Here is a 13,463-nt window from a genome sequence, read left to right as displayed (position 1 = left end):
TGTCAAGGGGGTGCCCCTTTTCTCCCTATATTGCAGCGGATCTTATCCAGGCGGCCAAAGCCGGGGGGACTGTCCGTTAACGCAAAAAACAAGGCTCGGTTTCAGCAACGTGGACGAGTGGCGCGGCTGGTTAACCCATATTTTGAAGCAAGACATTGTGAATCTGTCCATTCATCTGCGGACAAGAGACGAGATAAGTAAAGTAGACGCTCACTAGGAACTGATCCAGCAGATTAAACAGCTTCGTGATGAGGTCGCACCGGGCAACCGGTTATCGTCGGCGCCTTCTCCCTGGAATTCACGAGGGAGAAGGCGCCGTATTTATTCCGTTTGTCTCATCTCTCTCATCTCTCTCATTTGTTTTAATTGTACTCCTCAAGTTCCAGTGCTTCTTTGGTATGCTCTGCCTTGGAGAACAGGTTCATTAACTTGTCTTTATAGATGTACCCGAGGATAAACCCGACAACAGCGATAACGGATATGATGATCGTTACCGTGTACTGCTGTGTTGGAATGGTAGAACCTACCGCGGCCGATCCGATGATCCATGGCAGGCGTCCTACCAGCAGGATGGTGAAGAATCGCAGGGAGCTAATCGACGTCAGTGCAGCGACGAATACTAACATATCTTTTGGCAAACCCGGAATTATAAAAAAATAAACAAAAAGACAGAAAACTTCCGCTCATCATGCATAAACGACATCCATTTCACATTTTGCTTCTGGAACAGGGTCAGATTAAGGAACGCGGTGATCATCATCACTTGCTGGAGAGAAAGGGCATATATTATCAATTGTACACGGGTGCTTTCGAGTGGGATTAATGATATTTAACATATAGCTAGACAATAAAGAGATAGCCATGCGAAGGTGCAGTGCTATCTCTTTATTGTTAAACGGATGGTGCAGATATACATAAGCATACGTATGCTTAGGCCACAGGGTCGTTCTTGTGTTCAAAATACTGCTTCAGCACAAATTCAAGCACAGGCCCAGGCTCTGCCCGTTGTAACTGAGCCTGATCGCCAAATTCCATAAGATACGGGTGTTCGATGGTGCAAGCGGCCCAGTGGGGCATTGGCTTTCCGGTAGAATCAGAGCCGTTCGGATCACCGGTGGCAATAAAATTGGACAGATAATTGCACATCTGGCGAGCCAGGTCGTAATGCTTGCCGGTGAACGGGCGCCAGCATTTGGCAAGTGTTTCGAAGAAAAACCACAGATCCACGGAGTGAAACGTACCTGGTTGATCCCAGCCCGGAATCTCTGCGTCGAAGTTATAATAATAGAGCGGTGTTTCCGACGGATGACCGCTGTTTGAACGAATAAGGAGATGAATGGCGTATTCGATCATGCGGACAGAAGCTTTCTCGAGTGCATGATCCAGGTCGCCGGTATCGGCTTCACATCGCTGCAAAAAGTCAGGAGCATCTTCGCCAAATCGTTCAGCCGCCATCTGCTTCAGTTCCTCCATACTGCTTACCGCAGGCCGGGTCCAGAACTCAGAGGACGTATGCCCAAGCATAACGGGAACAAGCTCACGTTGATGCTGCATGAAACGTGTAAACGGATCATCTATACAGAACTGATCATCGATCACCGTTCCCCAGAAGCTTTTATATTCTAACACCTTATCCCGCAAAGTGACCGCATCCAGCTGTCTCGCTTCATCCAGTGAAGACACCCCCAGGAAGCTGAAAAATTCAACGCCCTTCTGCTCGGCATCCCGCAGCGTGCTGCGGACAGCGGGTACATGCACATGGGGATACAGTTCGGTCGCTATACCGCTCATGATGACGGCTCGCTGGAACAGGCCTTTGTTCTGCGGGGATGTCATCTGACTGAGCACGCTGCCGCCGCCGGCAGATTGCCCGCCAATCGTAATCTGATCCGGGTCACCGCCGAACGCGGCAATATTACGTTTGACCCAAGCTGTGCCGGCCTGCTGATCCAGATGTCCAAAGTTCGCAGGTGCGTGCGGTGACTCAGCACTGATCTCGGGATGGCACAAGAAACCGAAGGCATTCAGACGGTAGTTGATCGTGACAACGACAATGCCTCTGCGGGCAATGCGTTCGCCATCGAATTCCATCTCGGCTGTGTGACCCACCTGAAGCCCTCCGCCAAAGTACCAGACAAAGACGGGCAGCTTCTCATCGGTGCGCTTGGCAGGTGTCCACACATTCAAATACAGACAGTCCTCATCCATTGGCAGGTCCGGGTCAACAGCCCATTCCCGGGTATAGATGTTATTATCGTCGATCACGGTTGGAGCCTGCATGGAGATGGGGGCAAAATCAAAAGCTTTCAGCACACCATCCCAGTCATCTGCGGGCTGTGGCGCGCGCCAGCGGTTCGGGCCTACCGGGGGTGCAGCAAACGGAATTCCTTTAAAGCTCGTAATACGAGGGTCTGCAGCGGGCAGTCCCTGGACTTGACCATTCTCAACGGTGACCATTCTAAGCAACACAACATTCTCCTCTCTGAATTAACGTAGAATTCATGCCGATCCAAGATGTGTGGATACGCTTACAAATATGCTGCTCTATAATATAATGACTGATATCAAGAGTGGGGGTGGGGATGTGGACTCGTTATGGAGAGACGGAAGCAGAGCAAGCCAGATTTATTTTATCAGCGGCGGTCACAAACCGGTCAATCTGCATCAGTGGGGACCCGGCGTACGTGACGTCTATGCGCTGCATTACATCATTCGAGGGCAGGGCACATTGGAAACCGGGGGCCAGCATTTTCGGCTGGGTGCCGGAGAGAGCTTTATCATTTTTCCGCAAAAGGAGATCTATTACTACCCCGACCCTGTTGACCCTTGGGAATACGTATGGATGGAGTTCAACGGGCGAGACGCCGGGCGAGTTGTAGAGTTGACACAGCTTACGGTCCAGCATCCTGTACTGCCAGCAGCGCCGGAGACCCTGGAACCCTGGTTTCATCTGGCCTGGAACGCCGGTGCGTCGCCGAGTGAAGTGTTGCGGGCGGATGCCCGTTTACAACTGCTGCTCTCCTATTACATGGAATATTACCCTGGAGATCAGCAGGAGGAGCCGAAGGATTATGTGTGGCTGGCGAGAAAGTACATTGAGCAGAACTATTGGAAGCCATCATTAACGGTTACGGAGATCGTACAGGCCGTTAATCTGGAACGCAGCTATCTGTTTCGGAAATTCAAAGAAGCCACTGGCGAATCGGTGTCAGCCTATATTGCGTCATGCCGTATCCGGCGCGCCTGCGAGCTGTTGAAGACATCCGGTTTACCCGTTCAGTCCGTAGCTTACTCTGTTGGCTATCATGATCCGCTTTATTTTTCCAGAGTGTTCAAAAAGGCCACATCACATACACCTTCAGCCTACATGATGCTGCATCAGAAACAAGCAGAACCCGGTATGGAGGAACAAGCTCTACGCTAATGGATGCAGACACCATATTAACGAAAAAGAGCACAGTTACCGGACTCACGGAAATAACGAATCAGCTTCTCAATGGGCTCCCGTCCGCAATTCAGCTTCACACCGAGACAGTCGATGCAGAGGAATTGCTGGGCTGTGCGTGAGACTAATTTGAGATAGATTCCCACATCATCGGAAGAGAGCGGAACCCGACAGGCGGTGCACAGGCGACTGTGAGCCATTTACTTCACCAGTTTGGCCCGCACGACGAGACAATCATGAGCGGCAACGACTGGCGCGAAGCGTTCTCGATACACACCCAGTTCCTTATGCTCCCAGCAGTCATAGAGGGATAAAGCATAACCTGCGGCGTAAGGCAGCCCCATATCCCAGAATTGCAGGGACAGTTCGCGCTGGCTGTCACTCAGGTTGAAGAAGCCAATGGCCAGATCGCCATCCGTAAGCACCTTAACGAGCATGAATACATCGTCAGTGTGGAACCATTGCGGCTCAGGTTTGATGCGATATGCTCCGCGTGCCTCTGCATCCTGATTGATGGCAAGCAGGTCAGGGTTGAGCAATATATCCTTCGTTGCCCGATTGGCCTTACGCACGTCACATCCGATCATGAGCGGTGAACCCATCATGGACCAGAGCGAGAAGTGAGTTTTATACTCGATATCATTGCAGCCGCCGATCGTGCCGATAAAGTCGTTATTGCTTCCGCCGTACATGCCAACAATGAGCATATCCATGTCATTATGGCAGAAGGAGCCTGTGTAGCTTTGTTTCCCCAGCTGTGACAGGGCCAGCTCCTTCACCGATTCCCAGTTATCTCGAATATCGCCGGTGGAACGGTACATATGTGCGCCGGATTCACGAATCCAGTCATATACGTTGTCGGCTCCCCAGTTGCAGGCCGAGAACAGGATATCGCGTCCGCAGTTTTTGAGTGCGAGGCTCATCCGTTTGTACAGCAGCTCACCGGAGATGTGGCGCGGCTTGAAACAGTAGTCGTATTTTAAATAATCGACCCCCCACTCGGCAAACAGCGCAGCATCCTGGAACTCGTGTTCGAAGCTGCCCGGGTAGCCGGCACAAGTATGTGTGCCTACGCATGAATACATGCCAAATTTCAGGCCTTTCCCGTGAATATAATCTGCAAGCGCTCTCATACCATTCGGGAATTTCTCCGGATCAGCAACCAGATTACCGTCCGCATCCCGTTCCTTCAAACTCCAGCAGTCATCAATGACGATGTACTCATACCCTGACTCGAGATAACCCTCCGATACAAATACGTCAGCGACATCCCGAATCAACTGTTCGTTAATATCCCATGTAAAGGTATTCCATGAATTCCAGCCCAGCGCAGGGGCGAATCCCATTAGTGAATTGCTGCTCATCATCTCGCTTCCTTCCTCATCTGGATTTTGAAAGTAACTATTGTGAACTTACAGCAAGAGAGGCACTCTTAGCCATAGCTTGACGTTGCTTGGACATGGACAAATGATGCTCGAACCACATCGCTAAACGAAAATAAGCAGTGCTAACGAACCATGAACAAAAAAAGAAGTCGCCCATATACGCAAGCAATTTAAGCTGGATCACGATTTACTCAGCTACGGTTTCAAAAACCACCCTGTGATACAGACACCGATCGAGCACAACGTCCCGATCCGTCTAACCTGTCCAGATTGCAGGGAAAGCGAGCTGAAGGCGACGTCTTTTATGGATTGGGATTGATGTTAATTGTACCTGACGACACATTCTGAAAATATTGAATGATTTTGAGCAATTGTCTTATGTAGTTCCCGGCGGCTCTCCTTCTATACTTAAAGTACGGAAAAGGAGAGTGAATTCATGGAACGAGCAACTTCTTTAGCATCCGAAATACCCGTTCGCAAAAAGCCATCTCGCAAGCGCTGGGACTCTCCCCTTGCAGGTTATCTGTTTATTTCCCCTTGGTTGATCGGATTTCTGGCGTTGACAGCCTATCCGATGCTGTTGTCCCTGTACTATTCCTTCACAAATTACACCCTCATGAAGCCGATCGAGTGGGTCGGCCTGGACAATTACGAGCGCATCATTACGGCGGACGACAAATTTGCCCAATCGCTCAAGCTTACCTTTTATTATGTCCTTGCCTCGGTGCCGCTAAAGCTGATTGCCGCGCTGATGGTTGCGCTTCTGCTGAAAAGGGCTGTGCGCGGGATATCCGTCTATCGGACGGCCATTTACTTCCCTTCCTTAATCGGGGCGAGCATCGCGGTGTCCCTGCTGTGGAAGAATATTTTCGGCGTGGACGGCTTCTTCAACAAAGTGCTTGGATTCTTCGGGATTCCCGGAACGGGCTGGGTCACGAACCCCGATACCGCGTTATGGTCCCTGATTGGCTTGTCGGTATGGCAATTCGGCTCCTCGATGGTGATTTTCCTGGCGGGCCTGAAGCAGATCCCGAATGATCTGTATGAAGCCTCCGCGGTGGATGGGGCGGGCAAGCTGAAGCAATTTGTCAAAATCACGCTTCCGATGCTGTCGCCCACGTTATTCTTCAATCTCATTATGGGGGTCATTAACTCCTTCCAGATGTTTACGCCTGCTTACGTCATCACCGGCGGCGGGCCGATGAATTCGACCTATGTGTATGCGTTATACCTGTATGAACGGGCATTCAGCCGCTATCAGCTGGGCTATTCCTCATCCCTGGCCTGGATCATGCTGATCTTGATTGTCGCTGCCGCCGTGATCATTAACCTGACGTCGAAATACTGGGTATTCTACGAATCCGAGAGCCAAGGAGGGAAAAGAAAATGACCAGACACAAATGGAACTCCGTGATCCGCCATGCGGTGCTCATCCTATTCAGCTTGGTGATGGTGTATCCGGTCATTTGGTGGATTGGCGCTTCGCTGAAAACGAACCAGGAGCTCAGTTCCCCGTCCCTCTTTCCGTCCGTGCCGCAGTGGTCCAATTACATTAACGGATGGAATTCCGTTCCGGGCTTCACCTTTACCGACTTCTATTTGAATACCTTTTATCTAATTACGGCGGTCATCATCGTAACGGTCATCTCCTGTACGCTCGTCGCCTTCGGATTTGCAAGGCTGGACTTTCCGCTTCGGGGCTTCTGGTTCTCGCTGCTCATGCTCACGCTGATGCTGCCGGGCCAAGTGCTCATCATTCCGCAGTATGCGATGTTCCACCAGTTCGGCTGGGTCAACACCTACCTGCCGTTCATCGTGCCCCATGCGTTAGCGGGAGGTGCGGGAGGAACCTTCTTCGTCTTCCTGCTCGTTCAATTCATACGCGGGATTCCGCGGGAATTGGATGAATCGGCCAAGATCGACGGATGCAGCTGGTTCGGGATTTACTGGCGAATTGTGATGCCCTTGATGAAGCCTTCCATCGTGACGGTCATCATTTTCTGCTTCCTATGGAACTGGGATGATTTCCTTGGCCATCTCCTATACATTAATTCCGTTGACAAATACACGGTAGGCTTGGCGTTACGGATGATTAACGATTCACAAGGCGGCGCGGAATGGGGACAATTGCTTGCGATGTCGCTCGTATCCATTGTGCCGGCAACGCTGCTGTTTGTCTTTGCCCAGAAATATTTTGTGGAGGGCGTGGCTACCACTGGACTAAAAGGGTAGTGGCTAGCTCTGCCGATCTATTATAAAATGAGAAAACATTGAGGCAGCGGTTCGCCGCACGGCTTCAATGTTTTTTTCGGATCGGAATGGATAAGCATGGAGCATGGAGGATGAGCGCTTATGATCAATCCCTTCAAGAGATACCGGATCGATTCCCTGTTTATTATTTGCTTTGCAGGGCTGATCACGATTGTGCTGGCGATCACGGTATGGACCAGTTATGCCATGACTTCGCGGGAATTGGCTGACAACACGTCGTATTACCAGAAAAGGCTGCTCGAGGAGCTGAACAATGAAATTACGGGCCGCCTGACATCGATCGAGCAAATATCGCTGACCACGTCCAGGGACCATGATTTGCTTACGTTTCTGTCGGGAAAAGAAGATGAGTTCAACCACTACAGGCGGTCCAAAGGCATCCAGGAAGCGCTGGCTCATCTTACGTATTCGATTCCGCAAATTCAAGCCATCGATTTATATATGGAACAGCCGGAGTGGGGGGATCGGCAGAGCTACATTCAATTCCATGAATTAAAGGCTGCTGAGGCACAGCCATGGTATCCGTTGCTGCAGAACAATGACTTCTCCTGGTCAGAGGAGCATGATTTAACGACCTATAAAGGGAACGTGCCTGTGCTCAGCTTCTCCCGCAAGGTATACAACAACTCCCGATACTTGGGCATTCTTGTCGTGCATGTGAAGGCGGATTGGATCCGCGGGATTCTCGAGGGATACTCCAAGGATTCCAACCGGATGCTGCTGGATCTGAACGGCAGGGAGCTGCTGAGCGTCGGAAAATCAATGACAGATGCCGGATTACAGGAGCAGGATTTGCAGTTCGCGGACCAATCCGGGGTGCTTCGGCAGCATACACAGCCGCATGGGGTGGAGTCTCTGGTTGTCTATTCCAAAGTCGCCGACTCCAACTGGATGCTGGTGGAGATTACCCCGTGGGAGCGAATCACGTCAGGCAGCGTCAAGCTGGCCGGCGTCATTATTACCATCGGCATCGGAGCCTTACTGCTAGCTTTCTTGTTAACGCTATGGTTAAGCCGGCAATTGTTGAAGCCGATCGCCCAGCTAGTGAGAGCGATGAAGAATTACGATGTTGGAGGGAAGCAAGCGGAGCTGGCCGGCGATTACACGAATGAATTCGGCATTCTGTTTGCAGGGTTTCGCAGACTGAATGAGCGAATCCAGGCATTGTACGCCTCCCTGGCGCAGCGTTACGAGCAGCAGCGGAAGGCCGAAATCGAAGCGCTCCAAGCCAATATTAATCCGCATTTTCTATATAACACCTTGGACCAGCTGAACTGGATGGCGATTGCCGAGGGACAGGAGAAGATGAGCCGTATTCTGGAGCTGATGGGCCGCATGTTCCGTATCGGATTATCGCATGGAGAGAGCTTTATTACGATTGAAGACGAGCTGACTCATGTCGCATGCTATTTGGAAATTCAGCAGATTCGGTGGGAAGACGGACTGGAATATGAGGTGCAGGCCTCCAAGGAAGTCCGGGATTTATTCATTCCCAAAATGACACTCCAGCCTTTCGTCGAGAATTCCATCATTCACGGCTTCAATGCAAGGCAAAGCGGCCGAATTGAGATTAAGGCAGAAGAAGAGGGAGGCCGTGTCCGCATGACGATTACCGACAACGGAAGCGGGCTTGCTCCCGAGAGCATAGGGAGTCATCGCCGCAAGGGCGGTTACGGGATTCGGAATGTGAGAGAGCGGTTCTCGGCGTTCTTTAATGAAAATTATGAGATCCACGTTAAGGACGGCGGGTTTGAAGGAGTGGTTGTAACGATCATCTTCCCAAGGCTCGAAGAAGCACAGACGTGAAGCATAATCAGACGATTTTATAATAAATTGTGCATCTCTCTTATACACCCGTCATTCCAGAATTGATAGGATCATATTGACCACAATATAATGTTTCTAGGGGGAAGTCGGCATGAACAAATGGAAGCGATTGCAGATTCTCGCGTTATTGATGGTGTTCTCCTTGCTGGCAGCGGCATGCAGCGGCGGTAACGGAGGCACCGGCACAAGCACAGGCAACTCAACCTCCACCAAGAACAATACACAGGCCGAAGGCGGTTCGGCAGACAACGTCAAGCTCCGGATTATGTGGTGGGGCTCGCAGCCGCGTCACGAAGCGACACTCAAGGCATTGGAGGCTTATACGGCGAAGAATCCGCATGTAACCTTCGAGCCCGAATACTCCGGGATGGACGGTTATCTGGATAAGCTCTCTACGCAGGCAGCGGCGCATAATGAGCCGGATATTTTCCAAATGGACCCGGGCTGGATTTCGGACTGGACCTCCCGCAACCAGCTGGAAGAGCTCGACACCAAGGTTAAGCTGGATGAATTGACGCCGAGCTTGCTGCCGATCGGGCAGAGAGAGGGCAAGCAATACGGCGTGCCGCTCGGATCGGTTGCTTTCGGGATGATCTATGACAAAGCGGCTCTTGAGAAGCTGGGCGCAACGATGCCGGAGAACGGCTGGACATGGGATGATTTCTTCGCATTGGCGGAAGAGGTAAAGCCTAAGCTGGCGGAAGGCCAATATTTCACGCTGGATTATGCCGGCAACTACTTCATGTTCAGCGCGTACCACTATGCCAAGGGCAAGGGGACCTTGATTACGGAAGACGGCAAATTCAATATCGATGAAGCGACGTTCCTGGAATGGACGAAGAAGTTTGAACAGCTGCGCAAGGATGGACTTGTGCCTCCGGCGGATCTAAACGCATCCGACAAGGAAATGGATCCGACGGCCGACCTGCTGGTCAACGGCAAAATCCTGTTCCGCTACTCCTTCTCCAACAACTACACCACATGGGACAGCATGAAGGAAGGGGCTTACGATCTGGTTACGATGCCGCGGGCCGAGGAAGCGGGAGGCTGGCTCAAGCCGTCCATGTACTTCAGCCTGTCGCCGAATTCCAAGCATAAGGAAGAAGCGGCCAAATTCATCGACTGGTTCATCAATGATCCGGAAGCAGGAGCCATTCTTGGCACCGCTCGGGGCGTGCCTGCCAATGCCAAGATCGCGGAGTCGCTGATTCCGAATCTGCCGGAAGGCGAGAAGGTCGGGATGAAGCTGATCGACGCCACAACGCCGGATGGACAGATCTTTACGACAGGACCGGAAGGCTGGGTCAACTTCATCGATAAAGACTTCCCGCTCGTCCGGGATGAGTTGAGCTTCGGCAGAACGACACCGGAGCAGGCCTATGAATCGCTCAAGAAGGCCGCGCAAGAATATGAATAACTCCTATACAATGGATGAATGAGAACGAGAAGCCAGCAAGGGAGTAGAATGATTCGGTTATTCGGTGAAAGCTGTCTGTTAATATAGTTCTAGTCTACTCCGGTTTACGTCATGCCTGAGCGGTTTCACAGCCGATCGGGCATGGCGTATTACCGTTAGAGTGAAGCTATGTTCCTTTTTGTAAATAAGGAAGGGGGCTCTTCAGATGTGGAAGATAGGAATCGTGGATGACGACCGTGCTGTGCTGCAGGGAATTCGGAAAGCCATCCCGTGGGATGAACTGAATGCAGAGTGGGCGGGGGAAGCGTCGAACGGAGAAGAAGGGCTTGAAATGATTGCATCGGCCAGCCCCGACATCGTGATTACCGATTTATATATGCCTGTCATGAATGGTCTGGATATGATCGAGCAGCTACGGAAGAACACTGGCTATTCGGGAAAAGTGATCATTCTGAGCGGTTACTCCGACTTCGAATATGCGCGTCAAGCCTTGCGTCTGAACGTGAGCGATTACTTATCCAAGCCGATCAGCCTTCCGACGCTGAAGTCTGTTTTAAATGAAGCCATATCCGATTTGGAGGAGCGCGAAGAGATGCGCATGAAGCAGGACGAGCTGCTTCAGAAGCTACAGCTTTACGAACCTTTCGTGGAGAAGGAGTGGGTCAAATCGGCCGCAGCCGGCACCCTGCTGCAATCAGGACTCCAATCGGAAATTCCGGAGCCTTATCGGTATTGGACCGATCACGATCATACGGTCATCGGCATCGAGCTGGTCTACGATCAACGGGCAGCCAAATTAAGCTTGCCGGACTGGAGCCTCCTTCGATTTGCAATCAGCAATATGGCGTGCGAAATTGCGCAGGCGGCATTCCCCCGCTTCGACCATACGGATCTCCACACCAACCGTTCGGTGATCATTATTCATCATGATCGAACAGAGCCTGCCGAGCGAGTGCGGCAGCGGCTGGAGCAGCTGGGTGTACGATTAATCGACTGTGTGCGGAACTACCTGAAGCTGAAGATCCGGATCGGCATCGGTGAGCGGAAGAGTTGCATAAGGGATATCGGCATCTCGACGGAAGAAGCCTTCCGGGCGATCGATGTGACTTCCCGGCCGGCCGTTCCGGAGCAAGAGCTGTATTTCTACAGTGCACAGGAGCCGGGCAATGCGGAGGCCAAGTCTCCGGTGCGCCCCGTTAAGCTATACCTGGAGCTGGCCGGCGCGATTCGTACCTCACAGGAGCATCAGGCGCAGACGATCATAAGGGACTATATGAAGCGGCTGGAAGAGGAAGGGGGCATCACCAAACCCTACGTCAGCATGCTGGCCGGCGAGCTGTGGGGCATTATCGCTTTTGCTTTCTATGAGACGGGGACCGTCGTTGACGATATCTTCCCGTATGACGGCATTACACGCGAAATGGCGAAGCTGCAGCGTCCATCCGAGCTTGCCGAATGGCTGATCACCAAGATCGGGCTTGTGTTCGGCAGCCGCGAATGGGGCGGGAACGGCAAGCATCGCCAGGCGGTCGACTTTATGATCGAGTACATTCACGAGCACTATGCCGAGGACCTTACGCTCGGTGGACTGGCGGATAAGGTGTATATTTCGAGAAACTACTTGTCGATGATTTTTAAGAACATGACCGGCGAGACCTTCAACAATTACCTGACCCGAGTACGGGTCGAGAAGGCCCGGGAGCTGCTGATGGAGAAGAATGCATTGGTTTACGAAGTGGCCGAAAAGGTCGGATATAAAAACGTTCCGTATTTCAGCACGGTATTCAAGAAATTCACGGGCATGAACCCGACGGAGCTTGTGAAGTGATCTCGGGGAGGCGTGATGGGGAGCAGTTATGATCCGGCATGGTTGCAGGTTGATGGGAGCTCACTGAAGCATGCTACAACAATAAAGCCGCTGGAAAGTCATTTGGGCAAGATCGTGACCACGCAGGCGGTTTCTTCGCAAGTATTTCGTATGGCGATTGAAGAATCGACCATGGGCATTGCTCTGCTGACAGGTGAGCAGCCCATATGGAGATAAGTGAAAGCGCCGCAAACTGGAATAACCAGGATAGCGGCGCTTTCAAGTTTGTTTGATGGCGTGGTATCATTCTGTTTGGTCCTAATACTGAACGAACCTATTTGGTTGGATCTTCTTGCAGCAATGTAGAATAATCGAACGAAGGGTTAAGGTGCCGCCACAACTGTTATTCCCGTTGGGTTGTTTGTATCCGTAGCCACCTTGACCCCAGTATATATCAACATTAGCATATTCAATGGTGCCTGAAGTAGTGGCTCCAGTATTTGCGTCCCTTAAATAAATAGTGTCACCTGGAGTATCGCTAATGTAGACTCCCGTAATCATAGCCATATTTGAAGTTGAAGGGTACGGAACTCTAGGCCGACCGCTATATACTTGTCCATTTCCGACAGAAACTTCCCCCAAAAGGAATATAGATGATACTGAAACAAAAATTAAATCCCAACGTTAAATGTAAGAGGAGGGGATTGGGTTTGAAACAGTGTATTGTTATCATTGTTTTTTTAATTTTCCTCGGATGTCAGTCAATAAAGCCGGTTCAAATTACAGCATCGAGTACAGTAGCAGGTGCTTTGTCTAGTATGACTCAGGCTGATTATTCGGTAACGCTTTCGATCCCACAAAAAGTTAAGGTCAACGAGGAATTCACGATCAAGGCTGAACTAAAAAAGGAATTTGAGCAAAAGGTGACGATTTCGAGTAAGCAGCAAATGTTCGTCTACGTGATTAAAGATCGTAATGGGAAGCAGATTAATTCCTATGCGATTACGGACAAAGGAAAGAATCGAGAAGTTTCTGGTAAGGTTGTTATTTCTGAAAACTACAAGTATAAGATTAAGCAGCCTGGTAAATACGAAATCTCGGCAATAGCAGAATTTACAGTTATTAAAGACGGAAAGAGTCAAAATTATAAAATTGAAAGCGATTCTAAGAAAGTAGAAATAGAATAATAAACACTAACCCATGCGGAGATAAGTAAAAAAGCGACGCAAATCTGAAATCCAGATTTACGTCGCTTCTTATGGTGCGTCTTTCTTATTCCGAGCATAATTCAGTCGAAGTGACAGGAGGCTT

11 protein-coding genes and 1 pseudogene are annotated in these 13,463 nt (G+C 50.8%); 9 read left to right on the top strand and 3 right to left on the bottom strand.

Going from position 1 to position 13,463, the window contains the following annotated elements; all coding sequences use genetic code 11:
* Positions 1–277: pseudogene (locus tag CHH75_RS25070) on the top strand (tRNA-dihydrouridine synthase); the annotation flags it as partial.
* Positions 278–362: 85 nt separating this feature from the next.
* Here the strand turns inward: CHH75_RS25070 and CHH75_RS23595 are convergent.
* Both CHH75_RS23595 and CHH75_RS23590 read right to left on the bottom strand, forming a co-directional pair.
* The gene (locus CHH75_RS23595) at positions 363–626 is read right to left on the bottom strand and encodes a TVP38/TMEM64 family protein (protein WP_095399298.1); all 264 of its coding nucleotides are present in this window, start codon (positions 624–626) and stop codon (positions 363–365) included.
* 304 nt (positions 627–930) lie between these two features.
* Positions 931–2,457, bottom strand: a complete 1,527-nt coding sequence (locus CHH75_RS23590; protein WP_255223103.1) for a carboxylesterase/lipase family protein — start codon at positions 2,455–2,457, stop codon at positions 931–933.
* 127 nt (positions 2,458–2,584) lie between these two features.
* Here CHH75_RS23590 and CHH75_RS23585 point away from each other — a divergent pair, with 127 nt between their 5' ends.
* Positions 2,585–3,424, top strand: a complete 840-nt coding sequence (locus tag CHH75_RS23585) for an AraC family transcriptional regulator (RefSeq protein WP_095399296.1) — start codon at positions 2,585–2,587, stop codon at positions 3,422–3,424.
* A gap of 221 nt (positions 3,425–3,645) precedes the next feature.
* Here the strand turns inward: CHH75_RS23585 and CHH75_RS23575 are convergent, their stop codons facing one another.
* Entirely contained in the window at positions 3,646–4,812 is a 1,167-nt protein-coding gene (locus CHH75_RS23575; RefSeq protein ID WP_255223102.1) for a glycoside hydrolase family 27 protein, read from the bottom strand.
* 454 nt (positions 4,813–5,266) lie between these two features.
* On the opposite strand from CHH75_RS23575, the gene CHH75_RS23570 reads away from it, so the two are divergent.
* The 7 genes from CHH75_RS23570 to CHH75_RS23540 all read left to right on the top strand — a co-directional run bounded on the left by CHH75_RS23570 (position 5,267) and on the right by CHH75_RS23540 (position 13,339).
* Positions 5,267–6,220: a carbohydrate ABC transporter permease gene (locus tag CHH75_RS23570; protein WP_095399295.1), complete on the top strand. Its 954-nt coding sequence runs from the start codon at positions 5,267–5,269 to the stop codon at positions 6,218–6,220.
* Entirely contained in the window at positions 6,217–7,062 is an 846-nt protein-coding gene (locus tag CHH75_RS23565; protein WP_095399294.1) for a carbohydrate ABC transporter permease, read from the top strand. Before CHH75_RS23570 ends, CHH75_RS23565 begins: the two co-directional genes overlap by 4 nt.
* A gap of 120 nt (positions 7,063–7,182) precedes the next feature.
* The gene (locus tag CHH75_RS23560; RefSeq protein WP_095399293.1) at positions 7,183–8,907 is read left to right on the top strand and encodes a sensor histidine kinase; all 1,725 of its coding nucleotides are present in this window, start codon (positions 7,183–7,185) and stop codon (positions 8,905–8,907) included.
* A gap of 112 nt (positions 8,908–9,019) precedes the next feature.
* The gene (locus CHH75_RS23555; RefSeq protein WP_095399292.1) at positions 9,020–10,345 is read left to right on the top strand and encodes an ABC transporter substrate-binding protein; all 1,326 of its coding nucleotides are present in this window, start codon (positions 9,020–9,022) and stop codon (positions 10,343–10,345) included.
* A gap of 205 nt (positions 10,346–10,550) precedes the next feature.
* Positions 10,551–12,173: a response regulator transcription factor gene (locus tag CHH75_RS23550; protein WP_095399291.1), complete on the top strand. Its 1,623-nt coding sequence runs from the start codon at positions 10,551–10,553 to the stop codon at positions 12,171–12,173.
* Positions 12,174–12,188: 15 nt separating this feature from the next.
* Positions 12,189–12,389: a hypothetical protein gene (locus CHH75_RS23545; protein ID WP_176475654.1), complete on the top strand. Its 201-nt coding sequence runs from the start codon at positions 12,189–12,191 to the stop codon at positions 12,387–12,389.
* 473 nt (positions 12,390–12,862) lie between these two features.
* Entirely contained in the window at positions 12,863–13,339 is a 477-nt protein-coding gene (locus CHH75_RS23540) for a hypothetical protein (RefSeq protein WP_095267984.1), read from the top strand.
* Positions 13,340–13,463: the final 124 nt, after the last annotated feature.

The organism is Paenibacillus sp. 7541 (assembly GCF_002276395.1).
Taxonomy (GTDB): Bacteria; Bacillota; Bacilli; order Paenibacillales; family Paenibacillaceae; genus Paenibacillus_AQ; species Paenibacillus_AQ campinasensis.
Note: the sequence above shows the minus strand (reverse complement) of the source record. Positions and strands in the feature narration are given on the sequence as shown.